At 56.9% G+C, this 21,626-nt stretch carries 19 protein-coding genes and 1 pseudogene; 6 read left to right on the top strand and 14 right to left on the bottom strand.

Annotated features, from left to right (window positions below; all coding sequences use genetic code 11):
• Window positions 1-34: 34 nt before the first annotated feature.
• Together KVT38_RS21180 and sda are read left to right on the top strand one after the other, a co-directional pair.
• The gene (locus KVT38_RS21180) at window positions 35-211 is read left to right on the top strand and encodes a hypothetical protein (RefSeq protein WP_217595743.1); all 177 of its coding nucleotides are present in this window, start codon (window positions 35-37) and stop codon (window positions 209-211) included.
• A gap of 297 nt (window positions 212-508) precedes the next feature.
• Window positions 509-865 carry a sporulation histidine kinase inhibitor Sda gene (gene sda, locus KVT38_RS21185; protein WP_254639412.1) on the top strand — a complete coding sequence of 119 codons (357 nt, stop codon included), beginning with the start codon at window positions 509-511 and terminating at the stop codon, window positions 863-865.
• A gap of 128 nt (window positions 866-993) precedes the next feature.
• Here sda and KVT38_RS21190 read toward each other — a convergent pair whose 3' ends face one another.
• Both KVT38_RS21190 and ppsA read right to left on the bottom strand, forming a co-directional pair.
• Window positions 994-1,584: a dihydrofolate reductase family protein gene (locus KVT38_RS21190; RefSeq protein ID WP_217595745.1), complete on the bottom strand. Its 591-nt coding sequence runs from the start codon at window positions 1,582-1,584 to the stop codon at window positions 994-996.
• A gap of 55 nt (window positions 1,585-1,639) precedes the next feature.
• Complete coding sequence (gene ppsA, locus KVT38_RS21195; RefSeq protein ID WP_217595746.1) at window positions 1,640-4,255, bottom strand: phosphoenolpyruvate synthase; 2,616 nt, start codon at window positions 4,253-4,255, stop codon at window positions 1,640-1,642.
• Between the two features lie 512 nt (window positions 4,256-4,767).
• Here ppsA and xerS point away from each other — a divergent pair.
• The gene (gene xerS, locus KVT38_RS21200; RefSeq protein ID WP_217595747.1) at window positions 4,768-5,856 is read left to right on the top strand and encodes a tyrosine recombinase XerS; all 1,089 of its coding nucleotides are present in this window, start codon (window positions 4,768-4,770) and stop codon (window positions 5,854-5,856) included.
• 316 nt (window positions 5,857-6,172) lie between these two features.
• Here xerS and KVT38_RS21205 read toward each other — a convergent pair whose 3' ends face one another.
• The 5 genes from KVT38_RS21205 to gluQRS all read right to left on the bottom strand — a co-directional run bounded on the left by KVT38_RS21205 (window position 6,173) and on the right by gluQRS (window position 10,565).
• On the bottom strand, window positions 6,173-6,490 hold the full coding sequence (locus KVT38_RS21205; protein WP_217595748.1) for an MTH1187 family thiamine-binding protein: 318 nt from the start codon (window positions 6,488-6,490) through the stop codon (window positions 6,173-6,175).
• 2 nt (window positions 6,491-6,492) lie between these two features.
• Window positions 6,493-7,515: a phosphotransferase gene (locus KVT38_RS21210; RefSeq protein WP_217595749.1), complete on the bottom strand. Its 1,023-nt coding sequence runs from the start codon at window positions 7,513-7,515 to the stop codon at window positions 6,493-6,495.
• Window positions 7,516-7,517: 2 nt separating this feature from the next.
• The gene (locus tag KVT38_RS21215; RefSeq protein WP_217595750.1) at window positions 7,518-8,795 is read right to left on the bottom strand and encodes a stalk domain-containing protein; all 1,278 of its coding nucleotides are present in this window, start codon (window positions 8,793-8,795) and stop codon (window positions 7,518-7,520) included.
• 203 nt (window positions 8,796-8,998) lie between these two features.
• On the bottom strand, window positions 8,999-9,538 hold the full coding sequence (locus KVT38_RS21220) for a GNAT family N-acetyltransferase (protein ID WP_217595751.1): 540 nt from the start codon (window positions 9,536-9,538) through the stop codon (window positions 8,999-9,001).
• A gap of 40 nt (window positions 9,539-9,578) precedes the next feature.
• The gene (gluQRS, locus tag KVT38_RS21225; RefSeq protein ID WP_217595752.1) at window positions 9,579-10,565 is read right to left on the bottom strand and encodes a tRNA glutamyl-Q(34) synthetase GluQRS; all 987 of its coding nucleotides are present in this window, start codon (window positions 10,563-10,565) and stop codon (window positions 9,579-9,581) included.
• Window positions 10,566-10,726: 161 nt separating this feature from the next.
• Here gluQRS and KVT38_RS21230 point away from each other — a divergent pair, with 161 nt between their 5' ends.
• Both KVT38_RS21230 and KVT38_RS21235 read left to right on the top strand, forming a co-directional pair.
• The gene (locus KVT38_RS21230) at window positions 10,727-11,398 is read left to right on the top strand and encodes a response regulator transcription factor (protein ID WP_368859141.1); all 672 of its coding nucleotides are present in this window, start codon (window positions 10,727-10,729) and stop codon (window positions 11,396-11,398) included.
• Window positions 11,395-12,612, top strand: coding sequence for a sensor histidine kinase (locus tag KVT38_RS21235; RefSeq protein ID WP_254639410.1), 1,218 nt, complete (start codon window positions 11,395-11,397; stop codon window positions 12,610-12,612). Before KVT38_RS21230 ends, KVT38_RS21235 begins: the two co-directional genes overlap by 4 nt.
• Window positions 12,613-12,671: 59 nt before the next feature.
• On the opposite strand, the gene KVT38_RS21240 is transcribed toward KVT38_RS21235, so the two are convergent.
• The 4 genes from KVT38_RS21240 to KVT38_RS21255 form a co-directional block, all read right to left on the bottom strand.
• A complete protein-coding gene (locus KVT38_RS21240; protein WP_217595754.1) occupies window positions 12,672-14,354 on the bottom strand; it encodes a methyl-accepting chemotaxis protein in 1,683 nt (560 codons plus the stop codon).
• Between the two features lie 241 nt (window positions 14,355-14,595).
• On the bottom strand, window positions 14,596-16,125 hold the full coding sequence (locus KVT38_RS21245) for a rhamnulokinase (protein ID WP_217595755.1): 1,530 nt from the start codon (window positions 16,123-16,125) through the stop codon (window positions 14,596-14,598).
• Window positions 16,126-16,139: 14 nt separating this feature from the next.
• A complete protein-coding gene (locus KVT38_RS21250) occupies window positions 16,140-16,799 on the bottom strand; it encodes a class II aldolase/adducin family protein (protein WP_217595756.1) in 660 nt (219 codons plus the stop codon).
• A gap of 143 nt (window positions 16,800-16,942) precedes the next feature.
• Window positions 16,943-18,733 carry an L-fucose isomerase gene (locus KVT38_RS21255; protein WP_217595757.1) on the bottom strand — a complete coding sequence of 597 codons (1,791 nt, stop codon included), beginning with the start codon at window positions 18,731-18,733 and terminating at the stop codon, window positions 16,943-16,945.
• 136 nt (window positions 18,734-18,869) lie between these two features.
• Between KVT38_RS21255 and KVT38_RS21260 the strand changes: the two genes are divergently transcribed.
• Window positions 18,870-19,883 (top strand): LacI family DNA-binding transcriptional regulator, encoded by a 1,014-nt coding sequence (locus KVT38_RS21260; protein WP_217595758.1) that lies wholly within the window; start codon window positions 18,870-18,872, stop codon window positions 19,881-19,883.
• 70 nt (window positions 19,884-19,953) lie between these two features.
• Here KVT38_RS21260 and KVT38_RS21265 read toward each other — a convergent pair.
• From KVT38_RS21265 to KVT38_RS35270, 3 genes and pseudogenes are all read right to left on the bottom strand, one after another.
• Window positions 19,954-20,549: pseudogene (locus KVT38_RS21265) on the bottom strand (AAA family ATPase).
• Window positions 20,546-21,016, bottom strand: coding sequence for a hypothetical protein (locus KVT38_RS21270; protein WP_217595759.1), 471 nt, complete (start codon window positions 21,014-21,016; stop codon window positions 20,546-20,548). The pseudogene KVT38_RS21265 and the gene KVT38_RS21270 overlap by 4 nt, the downstream one beginning before the upstream one ends.
• Window positions 21,017-21,198: 182 nt before the next feature.
• A complete protein-coding gene (locus KVT38_RS35270) occupies window positions 21,199-21,624 on the bottom strand; it encodes a zinc ribbon domain-containing protein (RefSeq protein WP_368859142.1) in 426 nt (141 codons plus the stop codon).
• Window positions 21,625-21,626 lie beyond the last annotated feature (2 nt).

The raw sequence follows: 21,626 nt of genomic DNA on the forward strand, positions 1-21,626 counted from the left end.
CTTAGAGATTATATTACTTTAGGAGGTATGCGATATGCTTTTGACCTATTCATCATCGGAAGTAAAAAAAGAAATTCGAGCTTTCAAAAAGAATGAAGTACAGAATGGATTTACTTCTCTCTCTTCTAAGTTAAATGGAAAAGAAATTTCAATACTAAAAAAGGTTGTTTATAAGTCTGATGGTACGAGTACAGCAGGTTTTTGGTCCTAACATAGTAATCGCTTCAACAATAATATTATAATTTGTAATTGGAAGCCCTTTCTCCTCTCCAAAAGAGGAAAGGGCTTTTTTGAACTTTTAGCAAAGGAAAACACTATTATTAGCGTAACAGTTCCATTATTTTGATTTTAAACGAAAAAATGCACTTCAAATTGCATCTTCACGCACGCAAATTGCACTGACAACACCAATAAATTACAGGTAAACTTTAACATATAAGCGCAATGCATTCAAAAGAATTCTATTCCTTTCAAACTAAAAGTAAACGAGGTTTAGCAGGTGATTACGATGAAGGAGATAAAGGAAAGCGACGACGCATGGTTCACCTCTCTCGCGGTTCAAACCGTGCTGCAGGAGCAAATGGTCAAGGTGAGGCTTAACCGCCATGAAATATTGAATATCGCCGAAGAAGTGCAAATGGAAATGCTTCGCTTCAAGGAAGCGGCCGGGCTCATAAAGACACCATCCGGCAAGGTGATTCCCCAAATGAGATTTATTCTGGCGCATCTGCAGGACGAACATCTGTCCAGCAGTTATTTCGAGGCCAGATCGCTTGGTCTGGATGCAGAGTTCGTTCAAATGCTGCGCTGCGAGATTATTCGGAGGGGTATTAAAGACCTGGTGTCCGAGGATTTAGAGCATTAATTGATCGAATTCAATATGTTATTGTCATTAAATGTCGAAATACGATTGTCACGAACTAAAAAAAAGACACAGGGTTACCCTATCAGGGCAAGGCCAGTGTCTTCTCATATTATGGTTTGATTTTGTCCTTACATATAGTCCTTCATCCGAAACTTCAGATGAGTAACACCAGGTTTCGCTGCAACCGCTATTGCCTCCAGATCAGCTGGCTGGATCGTAAGTCGATCAAACAAGCGCGTACCGTCGCCGAGGAGCACATGAGCCAGATGAATATAGATCTCGTCTAGCAAGCCGGCGTTAAGGTATTGTTGGGCAGCACCAGCGCCGCCCATGACAATAACATCTTTAGTGCCTGCAGCCTCTCGTGCTCGTTCGAGTGCACGCTCAATACCGTCAGTGACAAAATTATACGAGGTGCCACCTTGCTTGATAATGGTTTCGCCCGGCTCAGCGGTTAACACAAAGCAAGGGGCATGGAACGGCGGATTTTCTCCCCACGGCTTCAGCCCGAGTTCGAATGTACGTTTCCCCATAATGTAGGCGCCGGTATTCTCGAAAAATTCAGCCAGGAATTCGTTGGCCTCCCCTTCCGTGTTCCCCTTGAACATCCAATCGTGGAGCTTCTCGCCCGCATCGCCCATAGGCTCCTCGTCCCGGATACGGGGACCGGCGATAAAACCGTCCAGTGACATGCTGATATTTAGGATCACTTTGCCCATTTTCTTTCCTCCTTGTATACGAAGCGCAGTTCCTCACTGTAAGTGGGGTAGCCCATTAAATAATCTCGATATACCCTTCGGTTCCGTGTACGCGTATACGCTGCCCGTCCTTGATCCGCTTGGTGGCGTTCTCCACGCCGACAACGGCGGGCAAGCCATATTCGCGAGCGATAACGGCTCCATGCGTCATCAATCCGCCCACCTCGGTAACCAAGCCTTTGATGGATAAAAACAATGGCGTCCAGCTCGGGTCGGTAAAGGCGGTAACCAGAATATCGCCCTCCTCCAGATCAGCCTCTTCGACGTTCAAAATTACACGCGCCCTTCCTTCTATAACACCTGAAGAAACTGCGAGTCCAGCAATGGCTCCGGCGGGAACGTTTTCCCGTTTGTATTGCCCCGTGATGATTTCGCCATCCGACGTGATCACACGCGGCGGCGTCAATTTTTCATACAACTTGTACTCGTCTTTTCGTTTGTCGATGACCGTGCGATCCAGTTGGCGAGTGCGAATGACTTCTTGAAGCTCTTCAAACGTGAGATAGTAGATATCCTCTTGATCTTGGATCACGCCGGTCAGAACGAGTTGCTTCGCTTCCTTCAGCAACGCTTGCTTATAAATGTAGTAGCGGCTGACAATGTCGTACTTCGGATATTCCCGATATCCGATGAAATTCCGGATCAAGTCGATCATTTGTTTGGTTTCATCGGCTTTTTGCTCACCATCCGGCAGCGCATTTAATCGGGCCAACAAATCTTGCTCTTTTTTCAAAGCCTCCTGTCGTCCTTGCTCGAATTTTCGTTTACTGGCGCCAGGCGATTGATTTTTGATGTTGCTGAGGATCATCGGGACCAGTATGTTGGGCTTTTCACGCCAGCGCGTTCTTGTAATATCGATCTCTCCGGCACAGCGCATCCCGTATTTGTCGAGATAAGCGACTATAGCATCCCGCACCTGACGTCCGCCTTCGAATGATACCAGTTCATCCAAAAAGGGCTCATCCTTGACTTGTTGCAAATACGCGATGATCTCCGGATAGGGGCGGATTGCATCGGCTACATCCAGCAGCTCCAAGCCCATTTCAGAAGTGACATTGTTAGGGACAGACAGGGAAAGGGTGTCTGCCACATTTTTTTCACCCAACCAGTCATTCATTTTTTCATTAATCCATGCCGAGGCATGGATGGCGGCCATAATTACGTTCAAATGTTTTAAATCTGAACTATGCTGCCTCCGTTGCTGCATATCCTCCAGAATGCATTCCATTACATCTAATCCCGACTTGGACTGAATGTTTTGTTTTAAGACAGCTATCGATGCCTGGCTACGCTTAATCAGAGCTGCCACAATGCCCGGGTCATTTCCTGCCTCAGCCAAAATATCCGCAGACGACATCCCTACATGGCTTTTCACGGGGCCCGAGGCGCTCTTGGCATTAGGGTTCAATTTAATAAAATCTCGCTCTATGAGAGTCATAAGCGCATCTTTGATCAACGGATCGGAGTGCCCCAGCACACCCAATAAATTTTGCCGGCCTTCAGCTGTCCCTAAACCCATCGAAATATCCACGAACAGCCGCCCACCGCCCGTTTTAAACATCGTTGCGGCCCCTGTCAGCTTCCAAACGGATATCCCCAGCGGCTTAATGGGGTCCGTCATCATCTGTTGATGGCCGACCGATACATACACATGATTCTCTTCGTCATTCGTTTCCGGAATCGGATATAACGTGGTGATCGGTCGGCTTTGAAGGATATAAAACGTATCGTCGGCCAACCCCCATTCGATATCCTGGGGACTGCCGAAATGTTGCTCGATCTGTCTGCCGATGCTCGCCAATTGTAAAATTTGTTGATCTGTGAGTGTTTGCGTCACTTGCCGATCGAGATCGATCGCTCGTGTTTCTGTTCCGCCTTCCTTTCTTCCGTAAATTGCGATTTTCTTGGTTTCAATCCGCTTGTTGACGATGCCCCCGTCCTTGATTTGATAGCCGTCGGCGGATACCAAGCCGGACACCAGCGCTTCCCCAAGACCGAAGCTGGCATCGATCGTGAGTATTTTTCGATTGCCGGAGACAGGATCGGCGGTAAATAAAATTCCCGAAGCTTGTGGGAACACCATTCTTTGGACGATTACGGATAAATAAACTTGCCTATGATCGTATCCGTTCAGCATGCGGTAAATGACCGCGCGTTCCGTAAATAAAGAAGCCCAACATTTGCGAATGTGTTCCAGGATGGATGCCTTGCCGATAATATTCAAGTAGGTGTCTTGTTGTCCTGCAAATGAAGCATGGGGCAAATCTTCGGCTGTCGCACTGGAACGTACGGAATAAGCATGTTCATCGCCGAACCAGGAGAGACGGTCAGTCACGGCCTGCTCAACATCGGAAGGAATGTCTGTTTCCATAATGACCTGTCGGATCTTGTTGCTGATCTCAACGATTTGATCCCGATCATCCATTTGAAGCATGGCCAACCGATCCAGCAACGCATGGAATGTTTGGTTAGACGCGATGGCTTTTTGATAGCCAACCGTCGTCACACAGAACCCTTCCGGCACTTGAATTCCTTCCAGCTTGGATAAAGCCCCCAAGTGCAGCCCTTTTCCGCCCACTAACAAAAGCTGAGAAGGATTCATTTCTTGAAAGTCGAGAACCAGAGCGTTCATTCAACATCTCTCCTAACCGTTGCGTTTTTGTTGTTGACACCTGTTTTAACCCCTATTGCACCGAACGCCAGCTTATCGCCTTAATTTCTCCATGGATACACTCCTTCATAATTTCTTCGAGGGATTAAAAAGAGCATTGACAAAACGCAGTATTCGGTTTACTATTAAGATAGGGATCAAAATAATTACCGAACAAAATGAAATTTTCAATGACGCCAAAGATTATATCACGGCGTTTATTTTAGTTCAAATGGTCTTTTAAAAAGAGATGATTCTGGTGTTTACCAGGGTCGTCTCTTTTTGATTTTGGAGATTAATCCATAATGTGTCGGAAATGGGCATTCAATGTCAACTTCGCTGGAACAGCCCCTTTAAACTGATTTTTGGGGCAGCTATTCAAATTCAGTTTACATAATATTATTTACGACGCCTTCTATTGAGAGTTCGTAGCGCACTTCCATCCGTTGGTCTGGTATAATAACCCTAAATCAACTGCATGGAGCGCGAATTCAATGAACCTGCAAAAATTAAAAGACCGCGAGCAGCTGGACCAGCGCGTGCCCAGTATGCCCTGGTACGTCGAGAAGTTTATTAACTACAAGCTGCCGGACCTCTCCCCCTCTTCCCTGCTGGAGTATGTGAGAGATTACGAAGCTTTTTTTAGCTGGTTGATGCGCGAAGGTTTGACGACGGCGGAGAAGATGTCCGACATTCCGATCGAAGCGCTGGAGAAGCTGAAAATGGACGAAATCGACAGCTTCCGGATGGAGCTGTCCACCCGCCGCGAGCATGCCAATTCTCGGACGACCATCTCGCGCAAGCTCTCCTCCCTCCGCTCGCTGTTCCACTATCTCAGCCAGATCGCGGAGGATGACGACTTCTACCCGTTGCTCAAGCGCAACGTGATGGCCAAGGTGTCGATCAAACGAACGCACAAGCCGAAGGACACGGCGGCCAAGCTGGAAGGCAAGTTGCTTCAGGAGGAGGAAATTTCGGAATTTATCGCGTATATCAACGAGTATTATGCGTTGGACGTCGCGAACAATAAGCAGGCCCTTTACGCTCACGAGCTGAACCATACGCGGGACGCCTGTATCGTAAGCCTCATTTTGAATTCAGGCTTGCGCGTATCGGAGCTTGTGAACCTGAACCTCGAGGATCTGGATCTTAAAAAGAAGCTTGTGTACGTCTACCGCAAGGGCAGCAACGACGACACCTTCAAGACGCCGGTTTTTTTCCGGCAAGACGCGCTTGCCAACCTGGAGTCCTACCTGCAGCAGCGCGAGATTCGCTATCATGCGCCTAAACGCGAAAAAGCCCTCTTTCTCGCGCTGGCAAACGGCAAGAAAGAAGGCTCGCGCATGACCAAGCGCGCGGTCCAAGAAATGGTAATCAAATACGCGAAGCGGTTCGGCAAGCCTTATCTGTCCGTCCACAAGCTTCGCCATTCGTTCGCGACCGACTACTATCTGTCCAACGATCTATACAAGACGCAGGAGCAGCTCGGCCACGCATCGCCGGAGACGACGCAGATCTACGCGCATCTGACGGACAAAACGATGGAGGAAGCGATCGACAAGCGCCGTACCTCGGATTCTTAATCGTACACACCGCAAAAGGGACGATCTCGCATCGTCCCTTTTTTTAACCGATTTTAAAGTGTTCTATGACGTAAAAGCATCCGCGGCACTTCGGACTCAATGGACGCTATTTCTTAAAAAAGGGGCTAATTCCGATAGGTTTCGGACTGGAACGACGTTATTTACTCGGATCGACGCTGAGAAAGGCCGACTTACCCGAAATAGCGTCCTCGGTGTCCGCAAGCGGGCCGGGAATCGCGATAAATCCAACAATAGCGGCGCCCCGGTCCGTTCGCTACGCGCGAAAACGCGATGCAAGTTGTGGCAAGCGCCTTTTTTATTCCGACTGCTGCCGCAGCTTGTCCGCGACAGCCTCCATTTTTTGCGCCATACTCCCCTGCTTATCCCGGCGGTCGTCGATCGTGATCGACGTCGATACGCGCTGGGCGCCATGATTATACGGCGTCTCGTGCATGCGTCTGACGACAGCCAGCACATCCTCGAGCTCGCCTTCAATGATCGTGCTCATCGGCGTCATCTCATGTTTGATACGCTCCGGCGCCATGCGCAATACGCGCTCGACCTCGGCGACGTATGCGCTGACGCTCGTCGATCCGGTGCCGATCGGCACGATCGTCACTTGTGCGATTGCCATCGTTATCCACTCGCTTTCTTCGTCATCGTCTCCATGCACACCGACCGAATGGCCGCTTCATGCCGATCCAATAGCGCCAGCCCCGCCGCCATATCCTTCGTCTGCTGACGAAGGACGTCTGCACCGTCCACTTCGCTTAAATAGCGTCCCAGGAAATGGACGAAAACATCCAGCCGCCGAAGCCGCATGAGCAGAGGCAGCGCATCGATCTCTTCTTCGCTTAGCGGAGCGATGCCGCCGAAACCGCTTAAAAACGAGGCCGCCGCGTCAAGGTTCCCCGCCTCGCCGATTAACCCCGCCAACGTAACCGCCGGCTCCATCGCTCTAAGTTCCATCGTGCAAAACTCAAAGTCCAGTATAGCCGCGATCTGCGTACGAATGTGCGTGTCGACCAGCAGATTGGAATCGTTAATATCGCCGTGCACCAGCTGATGCGGCAGGCTGCGAACGGTGTCTAGCGCCGCCTGAAAGTCGTGCATCGCCTTGCCGATCAGCTGAAGCGAGTCCTGCAAATCGGCAAACACGGCCGGCGGCGCCTTGCAAAAAGCCATGATAACGCTGCCCGAACATGCAGGATGCGTCCGCTCGAGCTCGTAGCATGGCAAATAGGCCGGCGCAGCAGCGGGCTCGAGCGTCCGGAGCGCCAGCGACAGACGGCCGACGGCATCGCCGATCGAAGCGGCGACGGCAGGCTCCGATCCGTCCGGCCTGACGCCCTCCGTATACGTAAACAACGCGGCATAACGCCCCGTCCCATCCGCCAGCGTCGAAAAGGTCGCGCCGCCCGGCAGCGCGATCGGCCGTGGCACGGCAAACGGCAAAGCCGTCTCGTTCAGCTTCAGCAGCACATCGTGCTCGAATGCGATCTTGTCGGCATCCTTGTGCGTCTCATAGATACGAAGCACGCGCTTATCGCCGCAATCGTTTTCCGCGATTCGCGTCGTGTTGTTCCAGCCGCTCTCTCCCTCGGAGACCGTCCAGCTTGTTCCCGGATCGTAGCGGTTCAATAAAGCGGCAAACGGCATGCCTATCCTCCGATCTTCTTCACCGAACGATCGATAGCGGTCCGCTCGGCGTCCGTAAATAGCCCCAATCTCCAAAAGGCGGCGCCGCCAAGACCGTAGCGCTTCGCCAGACCGAGCTTGTCGTCGACCGTAGTCTCGTTTTCCGCATTCAAATTAATCGCCAGCAGCAGCTTGGACTTTGGCGCGCCCGTCGCGATCGCCTTGTCGATTGCCTCTACGACCTTCGCGTTCGGCTGCGGCTTATCGTTGTTTCCGTAGTCATAGGCCATAATGACGAGCTCGTCCGCCCATTTGGCCAACGCCGCATAATCGTACCCCTTGTATTCGCCGTTGAGCGGCGGCACTGCTAGCGCTACCTTGATGCCGTCCGGCTTGACTGCCGAGACGAGCTGCTTGACATAGCCGTTCAACGCCGACTGGGCCATGACGGGATCGTCGCGCCAGCCAAGCCCTTCGAAGTCGAGCATGATGCCGCCAAAGGCGTTGTCCTTGGCGAGAGAATGCAGTCGTTCGATCGATGCGTCCCGCAGCGTCTTGTCGGTCAGCATCTTCATCAGCTGCCCCTTGCCGTCCTTGCCGAGCACCGCCAAGTAGCTGCCCGAGCCGTTCGAATTGACTTGCGCCACGATCGATTCGGGCGTATCTTCGGCTGCCGCTTGCGGCCAATACCAGCGATCGCCGGTCGTATCTTTTATGTTGATTTGCCCATTGTAATCGACCTGGCTCCAGCCGAAGGCAACATCGTTCATTTCGTTCGTAATCGCCAGCTGACTATAAGCCCCTACTGCATAAAAACCGAGCAGCCGCATCTCGCTTTGCGGCGATACGACGCGGACCGTCTTGGCAGGCCCGTCCCAAGTCACTTGCGCGCCAAATGCCTGGCTGAAAAAGGCTAGCGGCACGAGCACCGAATCGCCAGACATGACAGGCGCAGCGTTCAGCGCATATTTAACGTTGTTAATTGTAGCCGTTTTCTGGCCGAGCTTCAAAAGCACCTCGACACGCTGCCCCGCGGCGCCTTTGCCCTTCGCGATGACAGACTTGTTCGCGGGCACCCAGACCGCGTTGACGCCCAGCGCCTCCGCAATCTTCCGGAACGGCAGCAGAATCGTTCCTTTGCTGTTGAGCGGCGGCACGGGTACGGGCAGCTTCACGTCGTCCAGCACGATCGTGACCGCTGGCGCCGTCGCCGCCGAAGCGCCTTGCGCGCCGATCGGCAGCAGCATCGCCGAGGCCAGAACGGCCGGGAGACATTTTCGAATCGGATAAGGCAATCTCATCAGGGTAACGCTCCCTCTCTTTCAAGCCATCTATGAATCTATTCATTAGACGCTTTAAAAGAGGAGGAGTTGCATTCGACTGGCAAATTCAAATGTTAATGTCATTAACTAAAACCGCCTTGATACAAGCACGAGGCACGCAGAAGGCGGAACGGGCGGTTTTTGCAGATTTTGTTTACATAATATATTTTATGACGCGTTTATTATTCAGTCCATTCCGACCTCAATAATCCCATTTGAATGACGTCCGCATAGCGGCCATTTCGGTACAGCTTCTCTCTTAACCTCCCCTCTTCGACAAAACCGCACTTCAAATAGCTCCGATACGCTCTCTCGTTAAAATCGTACACCTCCAGTTCCAATCGATGGAGATTAAGCTCCTTGAACGCATAGCCGCACAAAAGCCGCATCGCTTCCGTCCCCAGTCCCTGCCCGCAGCGCTCGAGCGTGCCGATGACGACGCCGATCCGCCCGCAGCGGTTTTTCCAATCGATCGCGTCCAGTCCGATCTGTCCGATATACAGCTCCGTATCCGCTTCCGCGATGACGAAGCTGCGGCTGTCCGGCCGCTGATCCATCATGTCGGCCAGAAATCCTTCCGTCGACTCCAGTCCGTGCGGAAACAGAAAAATATCCGACAAAAATTCCGTAATGGCTTCGTCGTTCACCCATTGGCGGATCGGCACGAGATCCTCATGGCGATATTCGCGCAGTCGAACGCGCTGGCCGATAATGTGCGGCATGTTGCCACGTCTCCTCTATTTTTAATGAATGGTCCGCAAGCTACTTGCCGGTCAGCAGATCGATCCAGTTGTCCGGCAGCGTCACCGCTTGCCTGCGGACGGAAGCAAGGTCGAAGGCGGCGATCCAATCCGCCGGCCTCGACGCCTCGACTCGGTCGCACAAGCCGGCGAGCCAGGCCAGAAACCCGACCAAACGCTCCGCGCGCACGCCGAACCGGTCCCTGAGCTCCGGAAGCGATACCGCTCCGTGACGCTTGGACAGTCGGCTGCCGTCCGCGCCGAGCAGCAGCGGCGAATGCGCGAAGCGCGGCGGCGGACTGCCCAACGCTTCGTAAAGCGCCAGCTGCCGTGGCGTCGAATCGAGCAGATCCCAGCCGCGCAGCACGTCGGTAATCTCCATCTCGATATCGTCGGCAACGACGGCGAGCTGATAAGCCACGATGCCGTCCGCGCGCCGCACGACGAAGTCGCCGCCGCTCGCGCCGGAGAATACGGTCTCGCCGGCGATGCCGTCATGGAACCGATAGTTCGCTTGCTCATCCATCGCAAAGCGCAGCGACGGCGTCTTGCGCAGCGCCCGCTCCGTCCGCTCTGCGGCGGTCAGTCTTCGGCAAGTGCCCGGATAGGCCGGCCCCTCCGCGTCAAGCCCGTGCGGCGCGCTGGCCGCAGCCTGCAGGTCCGCACGGCTGCAATAGCACGGATACAAGCGCCCCTGCCGCTGCAGCTCGTCCAATACCCGTTCGTATAACGCCGTACGCCTGCTCTGCTCGTAAGGCGCGTGGGGTCCGCCCACGTCCGGCCCTTCGTCCCAGTCCAGGCCCAGCCACTTGAGCTCACCGGGCAGCTCGCCGGCCAGCTCCGGCTTGCATCTTTGCCGATCGAGGTCCTCCAGCCGCAGAACGATCTCCCCGCCCGCCGAGCGAATGTGCAGCCAGGCCAGCAGCGCCGTCAGCGCGTTGCCCAGATGCAGCCTGCCGGACGGCGTGGGCGCGAATCTGCCGCGAATCGGTTTCCCGTTTGCAGCCATCTCCCTTCCCCTTTCTCCAATACGCGATCTTGTAGCATAATAGGATTCATATTCAGTTCACAAACTAGCGTCAAAATACTTTCTATACTTTCTTTATTTCTATACTCTAGGCAGCGCAACCCGCGCATGTCCCAATCCAAGCGCAAAGGTGGCCGATGCTTGTGGCGCGCATTCTTATTGTAGACGATGATCCGCATATCCGCGAGTTGCTCGGTCATTTCCTGGCCGCCGAAGGCTTCGAGATCCAGGAAGCGACGGATGGCCAAGAAGCGCTGGCGATGCTGGCGGAATCACCGTTCGATCTGGTCGTGCTGGACATTATGATGCCGAACATGGACGGCTGGGAGCTGTGCCGCGAACTAAGGACGCATTACGAGCTGCCGGTCCTCATGCTCACTGCGATGGGCGAGACCGCGCAGAAGGTCAAGGGCTTCCAGCTCGGCACCGACGACTATATGGTGAAGCCGTTCGAGCCGGCGGAGCTGGTCGTACGCGTCAAGGCGCTCATGCGCAGGTACAAGATCGCCGTCTCCCATCAGACACAGGTCGGCCGCGTCGTCATGAACCGGCAGACGTTCGAGCTTCAGCTGGACGGCGAGCCGCTCACGCTGCCGCTCAAGGAGTTCGAGCTGTTGTTCAAGCTGGCGAGCCATCCCGGTCAGACGTTCTCCCGCGATCAGCTCATCGAGCAGATCTGGGGCTTCGACTACGAAGGCGACGAGCGTACGGTCGACGTGCATATCAAACGGCTGCGCGAGCGCTTCCCCGACGATTGCGGCTTCCGGATCACCACGATTCGGGGGCTTGGCTACCGGCTGGAGGTGCTCGCTTGAACATCGGCGGATCGCGGCTTTCCCGTCTATGGAAGAAATTCGAACAGAGCCACAAGGAATATCGCCGGCTGCAAAAGCAATTCGAGAACCGCATGCGCGAGCAGCGCAGAAGCGAGGCGCTGGCGGCCGGCGGAACGCGGGCATGGTTCGAGAGGCTGCCGCCGCCGTTGCATTTTTTGACCGGCGTCTTCGTGTTTCTAACCTGCTACTCCATTCTTTGGACCGCCGCGCACTTTTTGCTTCGTGCCGTCAACCGCATGCTGCCGATGCCCGGGACACTGCGCGAATATTTGACGCTCATTTTTACTTTTTTCCTGTTTGGCTTGTCCATTGCCGTCATTCGTTATCTGTTCAGGCCGGAGGCAAGGGCGATGCAGCTCGTGAATGCGCTGACCGACGCGATGTCCCGAATGGGCAAAGGCGACTTCAACGTGAACCTGGAGGTCAATCCGCGGTACGCGGGACAATACTATGAGGTCGTCAAAAATTTCAAGCAGATGGCTGCCGATCTCGGTCAGATCGAAAATATGCGGCAGCAGTTCGTCGCCAACGTCTCTCACGAGATTCAATCGCCGCTCACGTCGATCAAAGGCTTTGCGCAGGCGCTCAAATCGGATCGGCTCACGGAGGCGCAGCGCAAGCATTACCTGGACATTATCGAAGCGGAGAGCGAGCGACTGTCCAGGCTCAGCGACAACCTGCTCATGCTTACGACGCTCGAATCCAAGCGCCCGGCGTTCCAGCCCCGCACGTACAGGCTGGACAAGCAGCTGCGCCAGGTCGTGCTGGCCGCCGAGCCCCAATGGCAAGCCAAACGGCTGGAGCTCGACATCCGACTCGCCGAATGCGAACTGGAAGCCGACGAAGAGCTGCTGAGACAGGTGTGGGTGAACCTGCTTCACAATGCGATCAAATTTACGCCCGAAGGCGGCATGCTCGGCATCACGCTGACCGTAACGGGCGGCAGCGCAGTCGTGCACGTCGAAGATACCGGCCCCGGCGTTGCGCCCGAGCATCTCCCCCGTCTGTTCGAGCGATTTTACAAAGCGGACAAATCGCGCAACCGGGCGGCCGGCGGCAGCGGTCCCGGCCTGTCGATCGTCCAGCGGATCGTGCAAATGCACAGCGGCGATGTGTCGATCGCGAACCGGCTCGTCGTCGGCACGCGCGTCACGGTCGAGCTTCCGCTCACGCAGCATGCATCCCCGTCATAACGTGCCGAAAAGCCGCCTTCGCAAAAACGCGAGTGCGGCTTTTCCCAGTCTATGCTCTCTTACAGCTTAAAAGCGCTGACGGTATTCTTGAGCTCCGCCGCGATGCCGGACAGCGTCCGGGACGAGGAAGACAGCTCCTCGCTGAACGCGAGCTGCTCCTCCGCCGAAGCCGCCGCCTCTTGCGTCATCGAAGCGGTCGTGGACGCCATATGGCCGATATTCGACACCGACGCGGACACTTCCTCCGAGCTCGCGGCCAATTGTTCGGCTGCCGCTGCAGCCTCCTGTACGCGGGAGGAAACGTCGTACGAGGCGCTCGCGATCTGCTTGAAGGCGGCAGCCGCTTCGTTCACGGCCGTGCTGCCGGCTTGCACCTCTTCGATGCTCGCGTTCATGAGCGCGGACATCGACTCGACTTGCTCGCGCACCTCGGTGATCAGCGTGTAGACGTTGCCGACAGATTCGTTGGTCTGGGTGGCGAGCTTGCGAACTTCACCCGCAACGACCGCAAAGCCTGCACCGTGCTCGCCTGCGCGAGTCGCTTCGATCGCGGCGTTCAGCGCGAGCAGGTTGGTGCGCGAAGCGATCTCGCCGATGATGCCCGTCACCTCGCCGATCTGTTGAGATTTGGCGACGAGATTGGTGATCTGCTTGCCGGCAAGCGCTACGGTCTGCTCAAGCGACGCCATTCGCTCCGTCACATTGACGATGCGATCTGTCCCCGTCGTAGCCGCAGCAGCGGCACCTGCGGACAGCTCCGCGACCTCGGAGGTCGTCTCCGCGATTCTGCTGACGCCCTCTGCCATCTCCTCCATCACTCTGTCGCACTCTGCCGCCGACTTGGCCTGGCTTTCCGAATTGGAAGCGATGAGCGAGACGGACTCCGCGATCTTCCCGGATGCGCCTTTGTTCTGCTCGGAGCCGCCGGACAGTTGGATCGCGGACGTTGCGAGCACCGAAGCGCTGTCCTGTATCTGGCTGACGGAGCCCCTCAATTTGGCGACCGTATCGTTCAGTCTCCTCAGCAGCGTGCCGAACTCGTCGCTTCGCTTCGTTTCGATCGAGGTAATCTGAAGATCGCCCGCGGCTACTCGGCCAAGTGCTTCCGTCGTCTGCTTCAGCGGCACCGTAATGTTGCGGATCATCGACCAGGACAGCACGACTGCGAGCAGAACGATCGCGATTCCAAGGTAAAAAACGAGCGATGCGCTGCTTTTGAACAGCTTGTCGTTATCCTTCACGCTTTTTACGGCACCGTCGTGGTTAAAGTCGATCAGCAGGTCCACGTCTTTTTCAAGCTTTGTGAACGCTTCGACCGTTTTGTTCGAGATGTCCGCGCTGCCGGCATTTTGAGACGAAGCCGCATAGCTGGCCTTGAATTCCGTCCAGTTTTGCTGCAGCGCCTCATAAAGCTTCTTGTCTTCATCGTTTGCGACCGAGCTTTTATATTCGCTCACGCTTTTATCGATCTCCGGGAACAAAGCCGTCAATTGGTCGATTGCCTTCTTTTTGGCGGCTGCGTCCGCGGCCATTAACGACTGATAGTATTGATTGGTAATCTCCTGAAGATCGATTTTGATGTTGCTCATCGATTCGACGCCGCTTAGCCAGTCGTTGCCGATCTCCTGCGACTGCTTGTTCATAAAGCTCATGTTAACCAAGCTGATAAAGCCCAGCGCCGCAAGCGCGACGACGATGGCGGTAAACGCCGCTACCATTTTTTTGCCGACCGTCCAATTCATCCGTTGACTGCCTCCCGCCGCACGTCCGGCTCTTCGTTAGGTTGCTCTCTACTTCACATATCGGCGTGAGGATTAAAATAACTTAATGTCAAACCCGTAATCGATGAAATATTTGATGAATTATCAACAACAAAGTCGTTTATTGTCGTTTAATGTCGTTTAAAGATTAGGAAAGTGAAATGAAATAAACCCGCCTTTTCCTTTCGGAAGCAGCGGGTTATTCATTATATCCAGTTAGAAGCTACATCTCGGCTTCAGGCTTCAGCGCCCGAAACCGGCTATAGGCCGCCTCCCATGCTTCCCCCTCGGCAGGCTCGTAACGATCCGCCGGGAACGAAGCCGACACAAGACGTCTTGCTTCGGCTAGATCCGAGATCTCGCCTTGGGCGACGAATTGCAGCAGCAGATTGCCGATCGCGCTCGCCTCGGCCGGTCCCGCATGGACCGGACGGCCGATCGCGCCGGCCGAAAGCCGGCAGAGCAGCTTGTTCTGGATGCCGCCGCCGACCATGTACAGTCCGCCGAACTGACGGCCGGTAAGCGCCTCCGCCTGTTCCAGCGCCTGGCGATAGCGGAGCGCGAGACTCTCGATAATGCAGCGGGCGAATTCGCCCGGGTTCCGCGGCTCCGGCTGGCCGGTCTCCCGGCAGAAAGCGCGAATCTTGGACGTCATGTCGGAAGGTCCGTAAAAGCGCGCGTCGTCCGGGTCGATCAAGCTCCGCAGCGGCTCTGCCGCTTCCGCAAGCTCGACCAGCTCGGGATAGCCGATCGGGGACCCGCTCTCGTCCCATTCACGTTTGCACTCCTGCAAGATCCACAGGCCCATGATGTTTTTAAGCAGCTGGTATTTGCCGCCGACGCCGCCTTCGTTGGAAAAGGACAGCGCCAGCGTCTCCGGCTTCAGAACCGGCTCCGCCAGCTCCGTGCCGAGCAGCGACCAGGTGCCGCAGACGAGATAGGCGAACGGCTCGTCTCCCGCCGGCACGGCCGCGATCGCGGATGCCGTATCGTGGGAGCCGACCGCCACCGCTTCGATCGCGGGAATGCGCAGCTCCTCCAGCACCTCGTCCGACAGCGTGCCGATCCGCGTGCCCGGCGCGACCGGCTCGAGGAACAGCGTCTCGGGAATGCCGAGCGCGCTCATCAGCGAAGTGTTCCAGCTGCGCGTGCGCGGGTCGAACAGCTGCGTCGTCGTCGCCATCGTGAATTCGCAAGCCGGCACGCCCGTGAGCAAATAGGTGAGCAGATCGGGCGTCAGCAGCAGCGTCTTGGCTGCGGCGAGCTTCGCCGAACCGGCCCGGCTCATCGCATAGAGCTGATAAAGCGTATTGAAGGGCATGAATTGAAGCCCGCTCGACGCGAACAGCTCGTCTGCGCCGAAGCGCTCGCTCAGCTCCTCGATCAACCCTTCGGTCTGCGGATCGCGATAATGGTACGGATTGCCGAGCAGTTCGCCGCCTTTGTCGATCAGCCCGAAGTCGACGCCCCACGTATCGATGCCGAGCGTCCGCGGCGCATAGCCGGCCTGGAACGTCTTGCGAATGCCGCGCTTAATTTCCTGCAGCAAGCGCAGGATGTCCCAATGCAGATGTTTGCCCACGCGGACGGCTTCGTTTTCGAAGCGGTGCATCTCGGCCACCTTTAGCTTGCGGGTGCCGTCCGCTTCTGCGGCAAGCTCACCGACATAGGCGCGCCCCGAGCTTGCGCCCATATCGAACGCCAGCGCGATCGCGCGGCGAGAATCGCCCCTTGCAGCCGTTGTCTCGCTCATGTCCCGTCCTCCGCCTATTTCATTTTTTGCAGCAGCTCGATCCGATACGCCTCGCTCTCCAGGGAAGCGATCTCTTTGTACTCGGCGTCCGTCAAAGCCTTCGGCGTCTTGATGGCGCTCGCGATCAGCCAGATCTTCGCGCTCTCCTCGACGACTTCGGTACGGTAGTACGCTTCGCGAAGATTGCGCCCCGTCGTGACCAGGCCGTGATTGCCGAGCAGAATCGTGCTGTAGTCGTTCACCTTGGCGACGACAGCGTCAGCGAGACGATCGGTCGTCGGCAGCACGTACGGAACATACGTCGTCGTGCCGACAAGCGCCGCCTGGTCGGGGAACATGACGGGCAGCTCCTGCTCGACCAGCGTGAAGGCGATGCAGTACGGCGGATGCGTGTGAACGATCGCCCCGATGGACGGATTGGCCCGATAGGCGTACAGATGCATCAGCACCTCTGACGATGGCCGCAGTCCGATGTCGGTAATGTCCCCGCTCTCGATGTCCACCTCGACCCATTGCTCGGGCGCGATCTCGTCCAGGGCGAACCCGCTCGGAGACAGATACATTTTGCCCTCGTGACGGGCGCTCAGATTGCCGCCGGGCCCGACGACCAGTTTGTTCGATACCGTCTTGCGCGCGTACTTGCACAGCTCATTGCGAATATCGGTGGCGCTCATGCGTGAATGACCTCCAAGGTTTTAAAAAGTTGCGATCGGAAAATGCCGACGGAAAACGGTGCGGTCGAACAAAGAAAAGGATCAGACGGGACGAAGGCCGCCCGGAGCGGACGGCTTCGCTGGATGGCCCGTTCGTCGGCCCGTTATTTGTAAAGCGGTCCGAAGTTCGCGCACGCTCTGAAGTCGGCGCCTTCGATGCCGTCCGTGCCGAACAGTCCCCATGCCCGCGGGCGGAAGACGCGCTCCTCGGCGACGTTGTGCATGCTGATCGGAATGCGAAGCATCGAAGCGAGCGTGATCAGGTCGGCGCCGATATGGCCGTAGCTGATCGAGCCGTGGTTCGCGCCCCAGTTGTCCATGACGTCGTACACGGTGCGGAACGCGCCCTTGCCGGTCACGATCGGGGCAAACCAGGTCGTCGGCCAGGTCGGGTCGGTGCGCTTGTCGAGCGCGTCGTGCACTTCGGGCGGCAGGTCGACCGAATAGCCTTCGGCGATTTGCAGCGTCGGGCCGATGCCTTTGACGTAGTTCAGGCGGGACATCGTCATCGGCATGCCGCCCTTCGTCAGGAAGTCCGACGAATAGCCGCCCCCGCGGAAGTATTCCGCGGACGCCGGACGCCAGCTCGTCGCGTCCAGACACTTTTGCGCCTCTTCGGGCGAAATGTCCCAGAACGGCTTCATCGCCGGCTTGCCGTCCTTCGATTGTTCGCCGGTGCCGTCCATCGTCGCGGAGCCGGAGTTGATGAGGTGCAGCAGGCCGCCCGCGGCAGCACCCGTTAATTTGTGACCGGTAACTCTTTCAACCGAATCGGGTCCCCAGTATGTCCGCACGTCGGCGAAAATTTGCGCGGTGTTCGTGAGCAGGTAGCCCATCAGCATCGGGATGCCGTTCAGGCTGTCGTTTTCCGTGGCGACGATATAAGGCGCGCGGATGCCGTTCCAGTCGAACGACGAATTCAGAATCGTCTCGAGGAAGTCGCCGTTCGGGAAATGATCGGTCCAAGCGCGCTGCCCCTGGAAGCCGGAGACGATCGCGTTGTGGCCGAGCGCTTCTTCGCCGAAGCCGAGCTCCGCCAGTCGCGGGTTGCCGATCATCAGATCGCGGGCGATCTGCGTCATCTTGACGACGGTCTCCCAATCCTTGTCCTTGTCCGCGCGGCTCTTCTGCAGGCGCTCCGGATTGTTGTCCGGCCCTTCCTTGCAGTTCTCCTTCACCCACGCCAGCGCCTTTTCGAACTCGGCCGGATCGTAGATCTCCTCTTCGATGCGGCGCACGAACTCGGACATGTCCACGTACTCCGTGCGCATGCCGAGGTATTCCTGGAACAGGCCGTCGTTCACGATCGAGCCTGCGATGCCCATCGATACCGAGCCCATCGACAAATACGATTTGCCGCGCATAATCGCGACCGCAAGCCCCGCGCGGGCGAACCCGATCAGCTTCTCGCGGACGTCCTCGGGTACGGTCGTGTCGCCAGAGTCCTGCACCTGCTCGCCGTAAATGCCGAACGCGGGCAGTCCCTTTTGCGCGTAGCCGGACAGCACGGCGGCCAGGTAGACGGCGCCCGGACGCTCCGTGCCGTTGAAGCCCCACACCGCCTTCGGCAGCGTCGGGTCCATGTCCATCGTCTCGGTGCCGTAGCACCAGCACGGCGTGACAGTGAGCGAGACGCCGACGCCGGCCTTGGCGAATTTGTCGGCCGATGCGGCAGCCTCGGCGACGCCGCCGATGCAGGTGTCCGAGATGACGCACTCGACCGGCTCGCCGTTCGGGTACCGCAGCGTGCTGCTGAGCAGCTCCGCCACGGCCTTGGCCATGTTCATCGTCTGGTCCTCAAGCGATTCGCGCACGCCCTTGCGACGGCCGTCGATCGTCGGGCGAATGCCGATCTTGGGAAATCCGCTTTGATACCGGTAAGCGTTGTCAGTCATTAATGATGCCTCCTTGAAAGCGATTAATATGTTATCGATAACTCTAAATTAACAACGAAACGTCTTGCTGTCAATCCATCACTTTTGTAAGATAGAGATTAAGCATATGGCGGCTTGATGAAAGGATTGGACGCGCATGGTCACCATCTACGATATCGCGGAAAAAGCCGGCGTCTCGGCGATGACGGTATCTAGAGTTATCAATAACACGGGACGCATCAGCGAAAAAACGCGGACAAAAGTCAAACGCGTCATGGACGAGCTGGGGTATGTGCCGAACCAGATGGCGCGCAGCCTCGTCCTCCAGGAGACGCGGCTGCTGTTTCTGATGATTACCGATATTACAAACCCTTTTTATACGACGCTTGCGCGCGGTGCCGAGGACGCGGCGAAAAAGCACGGCTATCGGCTGCTGTTCGGCAATACGGACGAGGACCTGGAAAAGGAAAACGACTATATCGACGCCGTTCTGAAAACGCGGGCGGACGGCGTGCTCATCGCTCCTGCCGGGGATGCGTCCCTCCCTCATCTTGAGATGCTGCGTCGTCACCGCGTGCCGTTCGTGCTGCTCGACCGCGAGGTGCCGGGCATGGACAGCGACGTCGTGCTCGGCGACAGCAAGGAGGGCGCGCGCCAACTGGTCAAGCAGCTCGTCGGCTGCGGCCACCGCAGAATTGCGCTGATCAACGGCTCGCGCACGATCTCAAGCGCCAGGGAGCGGCTCGAGGGCTACCGGGAAGCGCTCAAGCTGAACGATCTTGCCTACGACGAAGCGCTGGTGCTGGAGACGAGCTTCGGTCCGCGCAGCGATCTGACCGGCATCGAAGCTTGGCTCGACAGCCTGCGCCCCCTTCCTACAGCCTTCGTCGCAGGCAACAACGTGCTTGCCGTCGAGCTCATGCGGTCGCTTAGATCGCGCGGGCTTCGCGTGCCGGAAGACGTATCGCTCGTCTGCTTCGACGAGCTGGTGTCTTACGCCGAGATGGATCCCTTCCTCACGGTCATCTCCCAGCAAGCTTACCAATTCGGCTACCTCGGCATGCAGATGCTGCTAGATCGAATCCAATCCCGCGACGGACAGGTGCCGGGCTGGCGCAAGATCGTGCTGCCCGCCGAGCTCATCGTTCGGCGTTCGGTGCGGCAGCTTTAATGCAGTTGCGGGGTAACACGAACAGGCGCCGCGGGAAATGTGCCGCGGCGCCTGTCTCTATGCTTATACACTATCGCCCGAGCCGAATATGGCCGGCTTTCGTTCGCAGCCTGTCCCAGGCCCGCTTGATCGAGCCGCGGCGATCCGGCGCGAGCGCGAGTCCGGACAACTCGGAGATGCGGGCGACGACTTGATCCGGATTCATGCCGTCCGTTTGAATATGGACCTCGAATGCCGGCTTCGACAAGCCGGCCAAGCATCGGTCGATCTGCAGAGCCGCCCATGAGCGCTCGCTCTCCCACCGGCTGCGAAGACGACGCAGCAGCGTCTCGCGCGACGCCGTCAGCGTGTAGTCGTCGACGCGAATGCCGAGCCGCGCAGCGCGCCGACCAACTCGTCCATGTAATCCTCGTTCACGACCGTCATCGGCACGATGATCGGTCCCGCATGCTTCGCCGCCAGATAAGCCAGCATCTCGCGGTTGATCGACCGCCACATCGGAAAGTCCTGGAAGTCGCTGCCGCGAAGCGACTTGGGCAGCCTCGCGCGGATGTAGAAACCGGCCTCCTCCGGATCGAACACGAACGAGCCGGGAAGTCTCCGGTGCAGCTCATATGCGGCCGTCGTCTTGCCTGCACCGAAAGCGCCGTTGATCCAAATGATCACCGGCTATGTCCAGTGCTACGCTTCGAATTGCGCTGCCAGACGACATAAGCGGCGATCGCTGCTGCGGCGATAAGCAGCGACCACAGCCAGTCGAGCTTCGCCAGCGCTTCTCTCGTGCCGCTTAGCTTGCTGTCCTTGTAGGACTCCTGGTAGACCGCTTTGACGTAGACGCCGCCTCCTGCGTCGATAGCGATCGCATCCTGCACGTCGATGCCCAGAATCCCTTTGAATTCGGTGCCCTTCGGCAGCGCGTTGGAGAAATTCCCCTTGTAAGCGCCTTCGGTCTCGGCATAAAGGGAAACTTTGCCCAGCTTCATGCCGAGCCGGTCTGCGGGCACGGATTCATCCGTTATTTTGTACAAATTGTCGTAATAAACGACAAACGGCGTGTCCCAGCTGGCCGCAGCGCCAACGGACGGAACGAGCAGCATCAGCGCCGCAAACAGCAGCAGAAGCTTACGTGACATGGCCAGGCTCCTTCGAATCGATAGGATCTAATGAGGAAAAACGTTGCTTGGTTCACATTTTAAAGCAAAAACAGCCTTGCGAATAGTCCCCCGGGACAGCCCGGCTTGGTCGGCGCTTCGACCGAATCACCGACCACCAGCGTGCTTTTAAAACACTATTAGTTCCGCCCTTACACTTCGCACTAGCCGCCGAAAAGCATGTCGAGCGCGGTGCCCAGCTTGCCCGGCTTGCGGCCGAGCAGCACCTCAGGGTCGTAAATCTCGACGTTGCCGCAGCGTTCGCAGGACACAAAAAGATAGTGATAATGCTGCACGTCCAGCAGCTTGCTGAGTCCTGCGCCGGTCATCGACACTTCTTTGGCAATGCCTCCGCGTCCGCCGCAGCGGCGGCAGACGAAGCGATCCTCGAGCGCCTCCGCCAACTCTCGAATATCACGAGGCTCCAAGTCTTCGGCATCGCCCGAAGACCCTTCGTCCTCCGGGGCGCCGCCCGCCTCTAACGCCGTCTCTTCGAAGTCTTCTTCGGTCACCTCGTACAGCTTGCGCCTGCAGTTCGGGCATCTCCCCGCGACCTGCACCAGCTCGGCCTGGCAATAAGGACACTCCACCG

The organism is Cohnella sp. GbtcB17, from assembly GCF_019091135.1.
In the GTDB taxonomy this organism is placed as follows: Bacteria; Bacillota; Bacilli; order Paenibacillales; family Paenibacillaceae; genus Cohnella.